General features: G+C 67.4%; 16 protein-coding genes and 1 tRNA gene. 4 read left to right on the top strand and 13 right to left on the bottom strand.

Going from position 1 to position 16006, the window contains the following annotated elements:
* Window positions 1-46: 46 nt before the first annotated feature.
* Entirely contained in the window at window positions 47-766 is a 720-nt protein-coding gene (locus tag BST15_RS11215) for a response regulator transcription factor (protein WP_046188412.1), read from the bottom strand.
* Window positions 767-874: 108 nt separating this feature from the next.
* Here BST15_RS11215 and BST15_RS11210 point away from each other — a divergent pair, with 108 nt between their 5' ends.
* Window positions 875-1618 carry an MlaD family protein gene (locus BST15_RS11210; RefSeq protein WP_046188411.1) on the top strand — a complete coding sequence of 248 codons (744 nt, stop codon included), beginning with the start codon at window positions 875-877 and terminating at the stop codon, window positions 1616-1618.
* Window positions 1619-1645: 27 nt separating this feature from the next.
* On the opposite strand, the gene BST15_RS11205 is transcribed toward BST15_RS11210, so the two are convergent.
* The 6 genes from BST15_RS11205 to BST15_RS11180 all read right to left on the bottom strand — a co-directional run bounded on the left by BST15_RS11205 (window position 1646) and on the right by BST15_RS11180 (window position 7936).
* Complete coding sequence (locus BST15_RS11205) at window positions 1646-2053, bottom strand: HNH endonuclease signature motif containing protein (RefSeq protein WP_083070951.1); 408 nt, start codon at window positions 2051-2053, stop codon at window positions 1646-1648.
* A gap of 45 nt (window positions 2054-2098) precedes the next feature.
* Window positions 2099-2174 (bottom strand) — tRNA-Thr (locus BST15_RS11200).
* A 124-nt stretch (window positions 2175-2298) separates the two neighbouring features.
* A complete protein-coding gene (locus BST15_RS11195) occupies window positions 2299-3159 on the bottom strand; it encodes an alpha/beta fold hydrolase (protein WP_046188410.1) in 861 nt (286 codons plus the stop codon).
* 158 nt (window positions 3160-3317) lie between these two features.
* The gene (locus tag BST15_RS11190) at window positions 3318-3575 is read right to left on the bottom strand and encodes a hypothetical protein (protein ID WP_046188409.1); all 258 of its coding nucleotides are present in this window, start codon (window positions 3573-3575) and stop codon (window positions 3318-3320) included.
* 617 nt (window positions 3576-4192) lie between these two features.
* Window positions 4193-7000, bottom strand: a complete 2808-nt coding sequence (gene ppc, locus BST15_RS11185; protein WP_046188408.1) for a phosphoenolpyruvate carboxylase — start codon at window positions 6998-7000, stop codon at window positions 4193-4195.
* Between the two features lie 72 nt (window positions 7001-7072).
* A complete protein-coding gene (locus BST15_RS11180; protein WP_083070950.1) occupies window positions 7073-7936 on the bottom strand; it encodes an SDR family oxidoreductase in 864 nt (287 codons plus the stop codon).
* A gap of 62 nt (window positions 7937-7998) precedes the next feature.
* On the opposite strand from BST15_RS11180, the gene BST15_RS11175 reads away from it, so the two are divergent.
* Window positions 7999-8880: an NAD(P)-dependent oxidoreductase gene (locus BST15_RS11175; protein WP_046188406.1), complete on the top strand. Its 882-nt coding sequence runs from the start codon at window positions 7999-8001 to the stop codon at window positions 8878-8880.
* 37 nt (window positions 8881-8917) lie between these two features.
* Here the strand turns inward: BST15_RS11175 and BST15_RS11170 are convergent, their stop codons facing one another.
* The gene (locus BST15_RS11170; RefSeq protein ID WP_046188405.1) at window positions 8918-9739 is read right to left on the bottom strand and encodes an SDR family oxidoreductase; all 822 of its coding nucleotides are present in this window, start codon (window positions 9737-9739) and stop codon (window positions 8918-8920) included.
* A 137-nt stretch (window positions 9740-9876) separates the two neighbouring features.
* The gene (locus BST15_RS11165) at window positions 9877-10809 is read right to left on the bottom strand and encodes an enoyl-CoA hydratase (protein WP_046188438.1); all 933 of its coding nucleotides are present in this window, start codon (window positions 10807-10809) and stop codon (window positions 9877-9879) included.
* A 108-nt stretch (window positions 10810-10917) separates the two neighbouring features.
* Here BST15_RS11165 and BST15_RS21325 point away from each other — a divergent pair, with 108 nt between their 5' ends.
* Both BST15_RS21325 and BST15_RS11160 read left to right on the top strand, forming a co-directional pair.
* Window positions 10918-11085 carry a hypothetical protein gene (locus BST15_RS21325; RefSeq protein ID WP_109370735.1) on the top strand — a complete coding sequence of 56 codons (168 nt, stop codon included), beginning with the start codon at window positions 10918-10920 and terminating at the stop codon, window positions 11083-11085.
* 12 nt (window positions 11086-11097) lie between these two features.
* Entirely contained in the window at window positions 11098-12579 is a 1482-nt protein-coding gene (locus tag BST15_RS11160) for an alpha,alpha-trehalose-phosphate synthase (UDP-forming) (RefSeq protein ID WP_409366530.1), read from the top strand.
* 19 nt (window positions 12580-12598) lie between these two features.
* Here the strand turns inward: BST15_RS11160 and BST15_RS11155 are convergent, their stop codons facing one another.
* The 4 genes from BST15_RS11155 to BST15_RS11140 are packed head-to-tail and all read right to left on the bottom strand — an operon-like array spanning window position 12599 to window position 16003.
* Window positions 12599-13138, bottom strand: a complete 540-nt coding sequence (locus BST15_RS11155; RefSeq protein WP_046188436.1) for a hypothetical protein — start codon at window positions 13136-13138, stop codon at window positions 12599-12601.
* Between the two features lie 17 nt (window positions 13139-13155).
* Window positions 13156-13644, bottom strand: coding sequence for a hypothetical protein (locus BST15_RS11150; RefSeq protein WP_046188435.1), 489 nt, complete (start codon window positions 13642-13644; stop codon window positions 13156-13158).
* Entirely contained in the window at window positions 13641-14309 is a 669-nt protein-coding gene (locus BST15_RS11145; RefSeq protein ID WP_046188404.1) for a hypothetical protein, read from the bottom strand. The genes BST15_RS11150 and BST15_RS11145 overlap by 4 nt, the downstream gene beginning before the upstream one ends.
* The gene (locus BST15_RS11140) at window positions 14306-16003 is read right to left on the bottom strand and encodes an MCE family protein (RefSeq protein WP_046188403.1); all 1698 of its coding nucleotides are present in this window, start codon (window positions 16001-16003) and stop codon (window positions 14306-14308) included. Before BST15_RS11140 ends, BST15_RS11145 begins: the two co-directional genes overlap by 4 nt.
* Window positions 16004-16006: the final 3 nt, after the last annotated feature.

Raw genomic sequence — 16006 nt, 5'->3', positions numbered from 1 at the left:
AGCTCGTTTCCGGCCCTCACCGGCCGTCGTTCGTCACGGCTCGCTGTCATCGCGGCTCGCGCAGTACGTATCCGACACCGCGCAGGGTGTGCAACAGACGCTTCTCGCCGGTGTCGATCTTGCGTCGCAGGTAGGAGACATAGGACTCCACCACGTTGACGTCGCCGCCGAAGTCATAGCGCCAGACATGGTCCAGGATCTTCGGCTTGCTCAGCACGGTGCCGGCATTGATCACAAAGTACCGCAACAGCGTGAACTCGGTAGGCGACAGAGAGACCGGCTGGCCCGCCTTCCACACCTCGTGGGTGTCCTCGTCGAGTTCGATGTCGGCGAAGGACAACCGGGAGTTACGCGGCTCCTGGACGCCCTTGCCCGCCCGGCGCAGGATGACCCGCAGCCGGGCCACCACCTCCTCCAGGCTGAAGGGCTTGGTCACGTAGTCGTCACCACCCAGGGTCAAGCCGGTGATCTTGTCCTGCAACGAGTCCCGCGCAGTCAGGAACAGTGCCGGAGCGTCGATGCCGTCGGCGCGCAGCCGCCGCAGCACGCCGAACCCGTCCATGCCCGGCATCATCACGTCGAGGATCACCGCATCGGGCCGGATCTCTCGCGCGCGATCCAGCGCAGCGGGTCCGCTGGAGGCGGTGTAGACCTCGAATCCCTGGAATTTGAGGCTCACCGACAGCAGTTCGACGATGTTGGTTTCGTCGTCGATGACGAGAACTCTGGCCTCCGGTGCGGCCTCTTGCGCAGCTGTTGCTCCCATAACGACAATTCCCTCGCGGCCCGGTGAAAACCACCTGGATATTGGCTGTATGTTTGCTGTCAATCAAACTAGCCGATAGCGGCTCACAGTGAGCCCTAGACTGGTCAAATGAGCTTGGCCAAGCAGCTGATCGCCCTGTCCACCGCCCCGGCACGGATTGGTCTGTCGATCGCCGACGCCGGGCTCGGGGTGGCCACCGCGGCACTGGGCCTGGCCCGCCAGTCACTCGGCGAGACCGGTGACCGTGGCACGGCCAACTCGATGGCACACATGTTAGGCCTGGACGACACCATCGCGCGGGCCAATCGGCTGGCCAAGTTGATGGACGACGACGCCCCGCTGGGACGTGCACTTGCCCCCGGTGGCCCGGCTGACCGACTGTTGGCCCCGGGGGGCCTGATCGATCAGTTGACCGGGCCCGGTGGCGTGATCGACCGACTCACCGCCGAGGGCGGCGGCTTGCAGCGCGCCCTGCAGCCCGGCGGCCTGGTGGACCAACTGACCGATGAGGACGGGCTCATCGAACGCCTGCTGGCCGAAGACGGCCTGGCCGACCGGTTGCTGTCCGAAGGGGGGCTGATCGACAAGCTCACCGCCCGCAACGGCCCACTGGAGCAGCTCGCCGGTGTCGCCGACACCCTGAGCCGGCTGGCGCCCGGCATGGAGGCACTGGAGCCCGCCATCGAGACGTTGCAGGAGGCGGTGATCGCGCTGACCCTAGTGGTCAACCCGTTGAGCAACATCGCCGAACGGATTCCGCTGCTGCCCCGCCGCTCCAGCCGGCGCAGCTCGCCGCGGACGGTCCGCTCGCAGCGGGTGATCGACCAGGACCCGACCGATCCGCAGAGTTGAGTGCGCTGGCGGCTATGTCGCCGGGCCTCAGTACGACCGACCATCGGCGTACCGCTGTCGCCGGGAGTAGCGTCCCCTGCCGCGGTTCCTCGACTTGAATGTCGGCAGCTGGCTATCGCAGTTGGGGCATACCAGCCGTAGATTCCGACGACGATTATTGTCGGCGTCGCCGTCGATGTGGTCCATGATCAGCGTCAATGCCACGCCGTTCCACGTTCCGTCGATTCCGCAGATCGCACAACAGCCGCCCTGTTGCTCATGGAGGTAGTCCCGGACATAGTTGCCGACATACGACGTGCGACCACAGGCTCCGGTGTCGAGCCAGGCCTGTAACAGCACACGGCGACGGTGTGATTGTTGGCATGCATTGCCGCAGAACACCCTTAGGCGACGTCCTTCAAACGCGACGCCACATCCGAGACAGGTCACCGACACAAGCCGACGCTATCGGTGGGGGCCGACACGAACTGAGCCGCCGAATGGGGCCGCGTGAGAGACTCGAACTCTCGACATCCGCTTTACAAGAGCGACGCTCTACCAACTGAGCTAACGCGGCAAACCTGGCTCGATGACGAGCCATGGCGATTGTACGACGAGCGATGGCGTTAGAGTTTCCCGCTCCCGACCGCTCGCGCCGGAACCGGCCCCAGCCGGCGCTGTCGGCCCCGCCGGACTAGTTACTAGTCGCGGGTCAGGTACTCCAGCACCACCCGGGTGAAGGCGTCCTTGGCCTCGATCATGGTCCAGTGCCCGCAGTTGGGGAACACGTGCACCTCGGCGTCGGGGATGGTCCGCATCGGGATCAGCGCCATATCCAGCGGGCTGACGCGGTCGTCGCGGCCCCAGGTGACCAGGGTGGGCGTCTTGAGCCGGTGCATCATCGCCCACGGCAGCGGCCCCTTGGATGCCTGCATCATCTTCACCATGTTGGTGAAGGCTTCTTTGCCGTACATCCGCCGCGCGCTGGCCAGGGTGTCCGGGTCGGTGGCCAATGCCCACCGCTCCTCGATGAGCTCGTCGGTGATCACCGACGGGTCATAGACCATCGAGTGCAGCCACCGCACCAGGGCGTCGCGGCTGGGGTTGTCGACGAAGTCCTGCAGCAGCCGGATGCCCTCGGCCGGTCCCGGGCTGAGCAGGTTAGTGCCGATGCCCCCGATCGTCACCAGCTTGCTCACCTTGTCGGGGTTGCCGATCGCATAACCGATCCCGACGCCGCCGCCCATGGAGTTGCCGACGATGCTGAACCGGTCCAACCCCAGCGCTTCGGCGAAGGCCGGCACCGCGCCGAACGCCGTGACCATCGGGTGCCCGCCGAAGTCGTCGCTGACGCCGAATCCGGGGAACTCCAGAACCAGGCAGCGGAAGTGCTCGGCGAAGGCCGACAGCACGCCACGGTAGTTGCGCCAGCCGGTCACGCCGGGCCCGGAACCGTGCAGCATCAGCAGCGTCGGCCCGTCACCGGCTTCGTGGTAGCGCAGCACTCCCTGCTCGGTGGTGACCTCGCGCAGGGTCTCGTCGTGGCTCAGCTCTGCCGGCATGTGTCTCCTCACAAGTCTCGGAACTCTTTAGACACGCTAATGCCGAACGCTCTCCGTCGAGGTGCCGGGGTCCAGATCGTGCCCGCGCTCGCACCGCGGCCGACGGCCCGGCCCGGCCCCGCACATAGGCCGCCCGGCGAACGGCCTCAGCCGGGGCGTCATTGCCACAGTTTCTCCGCGCACCACAGCGCCGCGGCAGCGGCCGCCAGGTCCACGGTGGGTGAGTGCATGCCGTTCCACCAGTGCAGCTCGACGTCCGTACCGCGTGCGCGGTGCAGGCGTGTCAGCCGGCGGGTGAGCCAGAAGGGTGCCACCTCATCGAACCGGCCGGCATCGATGCGCAGCGGAACGCCGGCGGGCAGTCGCAGATCGGCCACCTCGTCGGCGTTGAACGAATCGAGCAGGCGCTGGCGCACCTCGGCCCCCTCGGCCCCAGCAGTGCGCGCGGCGCGAGCGCACCGAAGGAATCACGTTCGCAGAGCTCGACCAGGCTCCGTTCACCCAGTTGCGGCCACAAAGCCAGCGCCTCGCCGCTCAGCCCACCGTTGCCTAACAGCGTCCGCAACGGCGCTGACGTCGTCGCCGCGCCGTCGACCATCAGCGCGATGAGCGCCGTCACCACCTGGAATCCAGGAAGCACGACCGGCAATCGCTGGGCCGCCCCGATCGTCTGGCTCATCCGGGTCACGGGAGCGAAGGCCACCACGGTGCGCAGATCGAATCCGTCGACGGGCCCTCCGGCGACGGCGTGCATGGCCGCCATAGCGCCCTCAGAATGGCCGGCGCTGATCCACCGGCCGTCGAGCGGCCATCGGTCCCGAGCGCACGTCAGCAGGTCACGCACGCTGCGCCTCCCGGCTGGCGGGTCATCGACCGCGCCACCATCACGCACGCGGTGAAGCGTCAAAACCGGCTCTTGGAAGCTGATGGCCGAGTCCGGCGCTTCTGAGCTACACCTGACGCGCCTTGGCGAACGCGCGTGACCGCAACAGATAACGGGCCCTGCTGCCCTCTGTTTCACCCTGGGCGGTGATCATCCGCTGTTGCGCAGTGCGCTGGCCAGCCCATTCATCGTCAGCAGGATGCCGCGGCGCACCAGCTCGTCGTCGTCGCCGGCACGGTAGCGCCGCAGCAACTCCACTTGAAGGTGGTTCAGCGGCTCCAGATAGGGAAAGCGATTGAACACCGACCTCGCCAGCGCCGGGTTGTCGGCGAGCAGATCGTCATAGCCGGTGATGCGCAGGTACATCGAGATGGTCCGCTGATGTTCCGCGACAATCTTATCGAATACGTTGCGGCGCAACGATTCATCCGGCACCAGCTCGGCGTAGCGCGCCGCCAGGCCCAGATCCGACTTCGCCAGCACCTGCGCCATGTTCGACAGCACCGTGCGGAAGAACGGCCAACGCTGATACAGATCGTGCAGCACAGCGGTTCGATCGGCTTCGCTTTCCGGGCCCGCTGCTATCCACTGCGCAAGCGCCGACCCGGTCCCGTACCAACCGGGCAGCATCACCCGCGACTGGCTCCAGGCCAGTACCCAGGGAATGGCACGCAGATCGGCGATCGACGAGGTGGGTTTGCGCGAGGTGGGCCGGCTACCGATGTTCATCGCACCGATCTCGCTGACCGGCGTGGAAGCCAGGAAGTATTCGACGAACCCCGGTGTCTCGTGGACCAATTCGACGTAGGCACGCTGGGCGCGGACGGCCAGGTCGTCGAGCACCGCATACGCCGGTCCTGCGGCATCGCCGAGCCCCTCCACATCAAGCAGGGTGGCCTCAAGAGTTGCGGCCACCAGGCTCTCCAGGTTGCGGCGCGCCATCAGCGGTTCGGCGTACTTGGCGGCGATCACCTCGCCCTGCTCGGTGAGCCGCAGTGATCCGTTCACCGCGCCCGGCGGCTGAGCCAGGATCGCCTCATAGCTGGGACCGCCACCACGACCCACGGTGCCCCCGCGACCGTGGAAGAACCGCAACCGGATTCCCGCTCCGCGGGCCGCCTCGACGAGGTCGAGTTCAGCGCGGTACAGCGCCCAGTTGGCGGCCAGATAGCCTCCGTCCTTGTTGGAATCGGAGTAGCCGAGCATCACCTCCTGGCTGTCGCCGCGGGCAGCCACGATGGCCCGATACACCGGGATTTCCAACGCCGCCTGCAGTATTGACGCACCGCTACGCAGATCCTCGATCGTCTCGAACAGTGGCACGATGCCGACCGGACAGTAGGGCGTCGATTCGGAGGCGTCCAGCAAGCCGGTCTCCTTGAGCAGGATCGCCGCCTCCAAGAAATCCGACACCGACCGGCACATCGAGATCACGTAGTTGGGCACCGCCGCCTGCCCGAAGCGAGCAACCGCGTCGGCGGCGGCCTCGATGACGGCCAACTCACTGTGTGCGAGCTCCGAGAGCACGGCACGCTCCCCGAGCAACGGCCGCCGGGTGCCGAGTTCACCGACCAGCAGCGCGACCCGCTCGTCTTCGTCCAGCGAGGCATAGTCCGGATGCACCCCCGCCCACGCCAGCAGCTCACCGACCACCTGCTCATGCACGTCGGAGTTCTGCCGCATATCCAGGCCGCAGAGATGGAAGCCGAACACCTGCACGGCCTCGCGCAGCTGCGCCAGCCGGTCGTCGGCCAACAACGCGCCGCCGTGCCCCCGCAGCGACGCATCGACGGTGTCCAGGTCGGCCAACAGCTCAACCGGGTTCGCATACCGCGTCAAACCCAGGTCCAGGCCATCCGGCGGCAGGTGGTCCAGGATCTCGGCCCCGGTCGCGGTGAGGCGGGCCCGGATCACCCGCAGTGCCCGTCGATAGGGCTCGTCCGCTCGGGCCGGCTCCTGTTCTGCTTCGGCCAGGGCGGCCAACCCGGTGCTGACGCTGACCAGTCGGGCCGACATCGCCAGCTCCTGCTCCAGCGCGGTCAATTCGGCGAGGTAGTACGCCACCGCGGTGTACGCGGCGCTGCCCGTGGCCAGCCGCACTACCGCGCCTGTCACGTTGGGGTTTCCGTCGCGGTCCCCGCCTATCCAGGAGCCGGGCCGCAGGATGGGCTCATCCAGAAGGTCGGAGTCGGGCCAGCGGACACGCAACGCCGCCCGGACTTCGGCGTTGATCTTCGGTATCACGTCGAAGAACGCCGCTGGGTAGTAGCGCAGCCCCACCTCGATCTCGTCGGAGATCTGCAACCGCTCCACTCGGACCAATGCGGTCTGCCACAGCATCAGAACCTGGCGTCGCAGCTCGGTTTCGAGGTCACGCCCATCGTCGGTCTTGGTGCGCCCCGCCGATCGCAGCCGCATCAGTTCGCCGATCCGATGTTGGCTGGCGAACACCGTGCGCCGCCGGGTCTCGGTCGGGTGGGCGGTGATCACCGGAGCGACCAGGGCATCCGTGAGCGCTTCCGCCACAGCGGCCGAATCGAGTTCAGCAGCATCCAACTTCAGGTAAGTCGCGGCCAAACTGCTGTCCTGCGGTGGTTCCTCGGCGGCGATGTGGATGGCACGGCGCCGCTCCCGGTGGATGTCTTCGGCGAGGTTGGCCAGCAGCGCGAAGTGACTGAAGGCCCGAATGACCGGAATCGCCTCGTGGATGTCGATGCCGGAGAACATGCGAGCCATCTCGGCGCGGTCGACATCGGAATGGCGCACACCAAACGACGCCACCCGAGCCCGTTCGACCAGATCGAATACCCCGTCACCGCTCTGTTCACGGACCGTGTCGCCGAGAATCGTGCCGAGCAACCGGATGTCCTCACGCATCGGCTCCGTGGCTTCCCTGCCGATCCGGGTGCGGTGAACAGCGCCGATCGGTTCCAGTCCTGCGTCCGCGGCGTCTGCCATAGGTGCCAGTATCGCCAGCTTTGGCGCCCGCGACTAGTGTTGGCCCACTCACAGCTCGACTGAGCGCGCCGCTCAGCCGCCGTGTGAGGCACCCCGAAACGATCTCAACCGCATCAGATAACGCGGCACCCCAGACACTCCCAAGCTGCGCGGCCAGTCATCGGAACGAAAATAGGCGTCGGTACCACCGTCGACGAAGATCACACTGCCGCAGAGGAATTCGGCGGCGTCGGAAAGCATGAACAACATCCAGTCGGCCAACATCGCGGGATCGCCGAAACCGCCCACCGGAACGGGAAACGCCTGAACGGCCTTGGCCTGTTGAGGGATCGCCAACAGCTCATCGAGCAGCGGCGTCTGGATCGCGCCGGGCGCCAGCACATTGAGCCGGATTCCGGCCCCGGCCCACTCCGGCGTGACGGCCTGCCGCCGCGCCCAACGGGTCACAGCGATCTTCGATGCGCCGTAGGCCATCGACGGCGCGGCCGGGCCCAGTAGCTTCACCGTGCGCACCGCGCTCGCCGTCCTGCCGGCGCGCAGGGCACGTACCGCGCGACGCGGTACAGCCGGGATGGTGGTCGAGGAATTGCTGCCGATCACCACCACCTTGGCCCGCTCGGCGGCGGCCAGCGCTGGCCGCCACGCGTCGAGCAGATCCACCACCCCACGGAAGTTCACCTCGAAGATGGTCCGAGCCATCCCCGGACCCGGCTTGGGGCCTAGCCCGGCCGCCAGAACCGCGCCGTCGAGGCGGCCCCCGCACCGAGCCAGCACCTGCTCCGCCGCCGCGGCCCGGCCGTCCGGGCCAGACAGGTCCGCAGCGACTTCGGCGTCGCGCAGGTCCACCCCGATGACCGTGTGACCCGCTGCGCGTAGCTTCTCGGCGGCCTGCCGGCCCATGCCCGATGCCGACCCGGTTACCGCGTACACACTCAAGGGACTTCCTCCTCCACCCGTTGCGGCTGCGTCATACAGACATACAAGGCAAGCTGCACACCATGCACGTCGGATTCATCGGACTAGGGAACATGGGCAACGGCATGGCCGTCAATCTGCTCACGGCCGGTCACGCTGTCACCGCCTACAACCGATCGCCGGCCAAGGTGGACGCCCTGGCTCAGCAGGGCGCCACGCCGGCACGCACGGTAGCCGAGGCCTGTCAGGGCGACGTGGCGCAGACCATGCTGGCCGATGACGGCGCCGTCGAGCAGGTCACCCTCGGTCCGGACGGCATTGTGGCGTCGTTGCCGCCCGGCGGCACCCATGTCTCATCGAGCACCATCAGTGTGGCCCTCGCCCGACGGCTCTGTTCCGTGCACGCCGAGGCGGGGCAGTCCTTTGTCTCCGCACCGGTCTTCGGTCGGCCTGAGGCGGCCGCGGCGGCAAAGCTGTTCGTTGTCGCCGCGGGGCCACCGGCGGTCCTGGACGCGGTGGCGCCGATCTTCGACGCGATCGGTCAGCGCACCTTCGTGGTGTCGGAGCAGCCCCACGCCGCAAACCTGGTGAAACTCTCCGGCAATTTTCTGCTCGCCACCGTCATCGAGTCGCTCGGCGAGGCAATGACGTTGGTGGAGAAGGCCGGGGTGGACCCGGTGGCCTACGTCGACATCCTCACCTCAACGCTCTTCGATGCTCCGGCCTATAAGACCTACGGCGGCCTGATCGCTCGCAAGAGTTTCGAACCGGCCGGTTTCGCCGCCGCCCTCGGACTCAAGGACGTCCGGTTGGCGTTGCAGGCGGCCGAGGAGCTGACGGTGCCCCTGCCTCTGGGCAGCCTGCTGCGCGACCGATTCCTGACACTGCTCGCCGACGGCGGCGGGCAATTGGATTGGTCGGCGATCGCATCCTTGGCACGGCGAGACGCGGGCCTCGGCGGTTAGCGAGCCTCGACGAAGGAGAGCCGAAGCTGGACCGCCGCTAGCCCTGGACCACTCCCCGAAGCCCGTCGGCACCGAACGCCGGCTCCAACATCGAGGAGAAGTCCGGGCCGCGGCGCAGCATCTGCCCGCCGTCGACGTTGATCACCTGACCGGTGATGTAGCCGGCCGCGTCGCTGAGCAGGAACAGCGCCAGATTGGCAACGTCTTCCACCTCACCGGGCCGCGGCAGCGGCGTGCACACGCGGTAGTCCTCGCTCAACTCAGGCGAGTCCAGAATCGGAGCAACCAGCTCGGTGCGGGTCAGGCCCGGCCGAATGCTGTTGACCCGAACCCAGGAGGCACCCAGCTCGTCGGCCGCCAACTGCATCATGTGGTCCAGCGCCGACTTGGTGGGCCCATAGGCCCCGAACCAACGGTGGGTATTGCTCGCCGCGATCGAGGAGATACCGACAAAGGATCCCCCACCACCGCGCACCAGTGCGCGACCGGCGTGCTTGAGCACGTACAGGGTGCCGTTGACATTGAGGTCGACGGTGCGCCGCCACAGCTCCGAGTCGATCTGGGTGATCGGCCCGATGGTCTGCGACCCACCTGCGCAGTGCACCACGCCGTGCAGGCGGCCGTGCTCGGCCACCGCGGCATCGACGGCGGCGATCACGCTGTCCTCGTCGGTGACGTCGGTCGGCACGTGACGGACCGCGCCCCCGAGCTCGGCCGCCACCGCCGCCAAGCGGTCCGCGTCTCGCCCGACGATCAGCACGTCGGCGCCGGCCTCGGCCAGGCCCGCCGCCACGGCCTTGCCGATGCCGCTACCGCCCCCGGTGACCAGGTAACTGCGGCCTTCAAAGGAGAGCTGCACACCGACCCCTCACATCGAAACTGGAACAGGTCCTACCTATGGAACCATGCCTCACGCCCCCGCCCCCGCCGAACGTGAAGTTAGCTTCACGCTCACACGTCGGGCTGAAGCCAACTTCACGTTCGGCGGGAGCCAGCTCAGGGCTGGTCGCGGCGGGCCACGGCGGTGGGCCCGGCGGTGCGCCAGTCTTCGACGTCCGGCGGCAAGCCCAGTGGAGCCCGGTTCTCGTTGTGGGCCGCCCAATGCGCGTGGCCGAGCTGGTGGATGTGGAAGCCGTGCCGCAGCGCCTCGGTGAAGCCCATCGCGTCGGCTGCACCGTTCACCGAGTCCTTGATCAGCAGCGAAGCCATGGTTGGCAGTTTCGCGATACGCCGGGCGAACTCCAGGGTCTTGTCCGCCAGCTCATCGGCCGGGAACACCTTGGAGACCATGCCCAGCCGGTGCGCCTCATCGGCGTCCAGCGAATCGCCGGTCAGCAACAGCTCCTTGGCCTTGCGCGGCCCGAACTCCCACGGGTGGGCGTAGTACTCCACGCCGGGCATGCCCAACCGCACCCCGACCACGTCGGAGAACCGGGCGTTGTCGGCCGCCACGATCAGGTCGCACGCCCAGATCAGCATCAGACCGGCGGAGATCGCGTTGCCCTGCACCTGCGCGATGGTGATCTTGCGCAGGTCGCGCCACCGGCAGGTGTTCTGGAAGAAGAAGTGCCATTCCTGCAGGTAGGTCTTCTCCACCGGCGCTTCCCGGGTGGCGCCGTGGGACTGGAAGGTCGGGTGCTGCGCCGGACCGGGACGCCGCTCGAGCAGCGTGGCCTCCGAGCCCAGGTCGTGGCCGGCGGAGAAGTTCTTGCCTCGCGCAGCCAGGATCACCACCCGCACGGTGTCGTCGGCCTCGGCCCGGCCGAACGCCTCGTCGAGCTGCACCAGCAGGGTGCGATTCTGCGCATTGTGCACGTCGGGGCGGTTCAGCCAGATCCTGGCGATCCGCCCGTCATCGAGCGTTTCGTAGTCGACCAGTTGGTCCGAAGAACCGTCGACCTGTCCCGAATCGGTGTCCGATGTGCCCATATCCTCCGCGGCCTCCGCATTCGTCGTCATCGCATCACAGGCTACGACCGGGCACCCCGCCTGGCCGAGCCAGGTGTGACACAGCGCGCACTTCGCTAGAGTCGAGTCATGCCTGCAAAATCCGAACCCGCCGACATCGAGGACGTGGAGCCGCTGGCCGACAGCACCGCGAGCCAAGCCCGGCGCGTGGTAGCTGCCTACGCCGAGGACGCCGATGAGTGTCGGGTGTTCCTGTCCATGCTGGGAATCGGGCCTGCGACACCCGAGAAGGCCTAAATGCCGGAGGCGGTGCCACCCGGGGGTTCAGCGGGGCTCGACGACGGACAGCCGAAGCTGGGACCGCCGCATGAGCCCGGAGAGTCCGATTTCGTCGTCGTAGCCAACCGGCTGCCGATCGACATCGAGGTGCTGCCCGACGGCACCACGACCTGGAAGCGCAGCCCCGGCGGCTTGGTCACCGCACTGGAGCCTCTGCTGCGTAAGCGCCGCGGCGCTTGGGTGGGCTGGCCCGGCAGCCTGGACGCGCCCGAGGAGCCGATCGACGTCGAAGACCTCCGGCTGCACCCCGTGCCGCTGAGCACCACCGACATCGCCGAGTACTACGAAGGCTTTTCCAACGCCACCCTGTGGCCGCTGTATCACGACGTGATCGTCAAGCCGATTTATCACCGGCAGTGGTGGGACCGCTACGTCGACGTCAACCGCCGCTTCGCCGAGGCCGCGTCGCGCGCCGCCGCACCCGGCGCCACGGTCTGGGTTCAGGACTACCAGCTCCAGCTCGTGCCCAAGATGCTGCGGGACCTGCGGCCCGACGTCACCATCGGCTTCTTCCTGCACATCCCGTTTCCGCCGGTGGAGCTGTTCATGCAGCTGCCTTGGCGTGCCGAGATCGTCGACGGTCTGCTCGGCGCCGACTTGGTCGGCTTCCATCTGTCCGGCGGGGCCCAGAACTTCTTGTATCTGGCCCGCAACCTCGCCGGGGCGGTCACCTCGCGCGGCTCGGTCGGAGTGCGCAGCAAGTTCGGCGAGGTCCGACTTGCCGATCGCACCGTGCGGGTCGGCGCATTCCCCATCTCCATTGATTCCGGCGAACTCGACCGCAAGGCGCGCGAACGCGGCATTCGACGTCGCGCCAAGGAAATTCGGGCAGAGCTCGGTCACCCGCGCAAGATCCTGCTCGGCGTCGATCGCCTGGACTACACCAAGGGCATCGACGTACGGCTCAAGGCGTTCAACGAGCTGCTGGCCGAGGGTCGCGCAAAGCGTGACGACACCGTACTGGTGCAACTGGCCACCCCGAGCCGCGAGCGGGTGGAGAGCTATCAGATCCTGCGGGACGGCATCGAGCGTCAAGTCGGCCACATCAACGGCGAATACAGCGAAGTGGGCCACCCGGTGGTGCACTACCTGCACCGCCCGGTCCCCCGCGACGAGCTGATCGCCTTCTTCGTCGCCAGCGACGTCATGCTTGTCACTCCGTTGCGGGACGGGATGAACCTGGTCGCCAAGGAATACGTCGCCTGCCGCAGCGACCTCGGCGGCGCCTTGGTCTTGAGCGAATTCACCGGTGCCGCAGCCGAATTACGTCAGGCCTACCTGGTCAACCCGCACGACCCCGAATGCGTCAAGGACGTCATCGAGGCGGCGATCAACCAGGCCCCCGAAGAAGGTCGCCGACGGATGCGGGCCATGCGCCGCCAAGTGCTGGCCCACGATGTGGACCGGTGGGCCCGATCCTTCCTCGGTGCACTCGCCAACTCCGCGGAGTGACGTCCACCGCCTGTGCCGCTCAGCTACACAGGTGGATCGGATTGTCCTGGCAGTTCAACGGATAGTGGATCACCGGGACCGGCAGCGGTGACACGAAGGTCAGCGTGAACGGCCGCTTGTCCAACCCGGGCTGCAGCCCGCACACCGCATTGTGCGACTGGGTGTAGGTGCCGTTGAGGGACGTGTCGAACTGGTACATCTCCTCGCTGGCGGCAGTGCTGCCGTTCGAGCACCGCATGCCCGCCAGCAGCGGGGTCTTGTAGGTCCACCGACCGTTTGCCAGCCGGTAGGCCCCGGCCTGTCCCGGGGGCCCGTTGCTTTCGACCTGAAGTTTGCAGCCCACCGCCGTGTGCAGCGGAACCCGGCCGTCACCCACGGTCGGCACGCACAGCGGGTAGATCTTCCAGGTCGCGGACTTGACACCGTCGTTGTAGGTGTAGACGCCCTCGAGCGTGCCTTCCGGTATCGCGTCGTCGTCGGCACCGGCCTGGACCGCCAGGCCGGTGGCCGCCGTCAGCGCCGCAGCCAAGATGCCCAGCCCACGAACGAGTATCCCCATGGCGCTCATCCTTTCAGCTAGATCGGCGCGATATTGCTGATCAGCCACTTGCGGTCGATCTTGCGGAAATCCACCCGCAGGCGGCTGCCCTCGTAGTACTTCTCCTTGGACTTGCCCGTCACGGTGCGGTTGACGAACACCAGCACCGAACCCGACGTCCGTCGGGCGGTCATGGCACCGACGCCGACGACGTCGACCTGGTTCACCAGCTGCTTCTCGCGGGCCTGCGGAATGATCTCGTTCATGGCGCGGGCTTCGAACTCGCGGCGATAGTCCCCGGTAAACAGCGGGTAGGTCTCGGTCAGGCTGCGCTCCACCGTCTTGTACTCGTAACCCAGCACCTTGGGGATCTCCTCGGCAGTGAGCCTGACCAACTCGTTGCGCGTCGTCTGTTCACCGCGCGCCTCGACTCGGCTCCAATACAGCGATCCCGTCGCGGCGCCCAGACCCACGAACCCACCGAGAACTCCCACAAGGACGGCGAGCCACATCCAGCGCCGTGTCATCCGCTGCCCCCCGGCCATTTGAGGTCGTATGCAGTCATGTTGCCCGCATCGTCTTCGTGCACGATCACCCGCAACGCGTAGGGCTGCGACGGCCGGTTGACGCCGTCGGCATCGGTGGCGGTAGCGCGCATCGCCACCAGCACTGAGGCGTTGCCGGCGACGTTGTCGATGCCCTCAAGCGCTTTGGCGTTGATGACGGCTTCTGAGCTGTGCTTGGTCTCTCGCAGCAGAGCCTTGAGGTTCTCGGAGTTAGCCGCCATCGTGCCACGCAGTGGGCCGCTGGTACCGGCCACGAAGCGATCCACCTGTTCATTGATGGTGTCGGGCGTATAGGTGTACATGTTGAGCACCGTCTGCACCGCGGTGTCGACGAATCGCTGGTCCCGCTGGTGCGCCGCATCGGCATGCCGGTGCTGTACGCCGAGTAGGGCTACCAGCCCGCCCAGCAGGACCGATGCCGCCAGGACGCCGATTCCCGCCAGTTTCGCGGTCTGAAGAGCATTGGGCAGCCGCCGCGGCGGCGGTCCGGCCGGCCGAACCGCTCGTACCGCCGTGGGACTCGGGGCCGGAATCGTTACCGCAGTGGCCGTCTCAGCGGCCTCGCCGGCCGGTCCAGCGGCCCGCGAGGCCCGGCGCCGGACCTTCGCGTCCTCTGGTCCGGTCACGTCTGCCTCGGTGCGAGCATCAGATCGGCCCAGTTCTCTGCGGGCAGCCACTTGTCGGAGCCGGAGACGAATACCCCGCTGTTGCCGGCCGGATCCACGAACTTGCCAGTGCGGTCGTAACTGCTGTAGGCCACGCCGTTGGCCTCGGCGGGCAACGGTCCCGGCGCGGGCGCGGGAGCCGGTCCCGGCGCGGGGTCACGACCGTAGGCGGGCAGGCCGCCGTTGCCGCCCGGGCTGGTCGGCATGTTCTGGTCTGGCGGCGCGTAGTACGGCCACGGCGCCGGCGGGTTGGACCCGAGCTCGTTCGGCGGGTACGGCAGCGGGAACGGCGGGTTGGGCGCCGGTCCCGGTCCCTCGGGGACTCCGGGCGGCAGCGCCACGACGGGCGGGCCGGGGTCGTAGTCCGTCGACGGCGGGATGTAGGGGAACTTGTTCATCGGCCGCTGCATCCGCGGGTCGGTGATCGGGGTGTCATACGGGACTGGCGGGCCGCGCCAGGCGTTGCTGCCGATCGGGACAAAGCCCTGCGGGTCACGGCAGAGCTGGATTGTGGGCGCCCGCTTGCCCGGGTATTCCATGCACGGGTAGTTGCGTGCGCCACGGACCGCGGTCGGATCATTCTGCGCGGCCTTGCAGTACAGCCCCTTGGGCAGATCGCGCACCGTCTCGTCGGCCGGCGTGCGCATCTCGGTGAACGGCAGGAAGCCGACCGTGCACGGGGGCGGGTCATGCATGTCGATCTTGAAGTCCAGCTTGGCGCCCTCGTCCATCGGCACACCGCCGGCGACGGTGATCAGCGCGGCCATCAGCGCGGGAAATACCACCAGCGCCTGCTCGATGGAGTTGCGGTAGATGACCCCGACCCGGCCGAAGTTGGCGATGCTGGCCGCCAGGGTCGGAAAGGACGCCCGGATCCCGTCGAAGGTGGTGTTGACCTCGTCGGCGACGCTGGGCAGGGTCTGCAGTACTTCACGCAGCTGCGGGTCAGCGTTGCTCACCTCGGTGGTGACCGTCGCCAGCGAGCGGGACAGCTTCTTGATGTCGTCGCCGCTGCGGATCTGGGCATCCAAGAAGGGCTCAACCTGGTCGATCAGGGTCGACGTAGCGTCGAAGTTCGCGTTGGCCTCGTCGATCAGCTGCCGCGACGAGGAGATCATCCGGGCCAGCTCCTGGCCAGACCCGTTGAATCCCTCGAAGGCACTGCGCAGCAGATCACGCAGGCGACTGTTGCCGATGCTGTTGACCAGCGACTGGGCCTGGTCGAGCATTCCAGCGATGTCTTGGCCGATAGCGGTACGGTCCTGGCCGATGCGGGCGCCGTTGCGCAGCACGCCCGCGGCCAGGTCTCCCGGCGGGGGCACCAGATCGATGAACTGCTCACCGATCGCCGACATGCTCTTGACCGTCGCCGTCACATTGTTGGGGATCTTGGTGGAGCTGTTGAGGCGCATCGCGGCGTCGACGCCGTTGTCGCTGAGTTGGACCGATTCCACCCGGCCCACGGTCACGCCGCGGTAGGTGACATTGGCGCTCTTATAGATGCCGCCGCCACCGATGAAGTCGGCCGTCACCGTGTAGGTGCCGATACCCAATCGGCTCGGCGCGTGCAGGTAAAGGATCGAGATCGCACCGACGGCCAGCACTGTGACCACGGCGAAGATCCCGAGTTGGATTCGAACGAGGCGGGTCAGCATCGC

Source organism: Mycolicibacter arupensis (assembly GCF_002086515.1).
Lineage (GTDB): Bacteria > Actinomycetota > Actinomycetes > Mycobacteriales > Mycobacteriaceae > Mycobacterium > Mycobacterium arupense.
The sequence above is the reverse complement of the archived record's forward strand: the minus strand, read 5'-3'. Positions and strand labels throughout refer to the sequence as shown.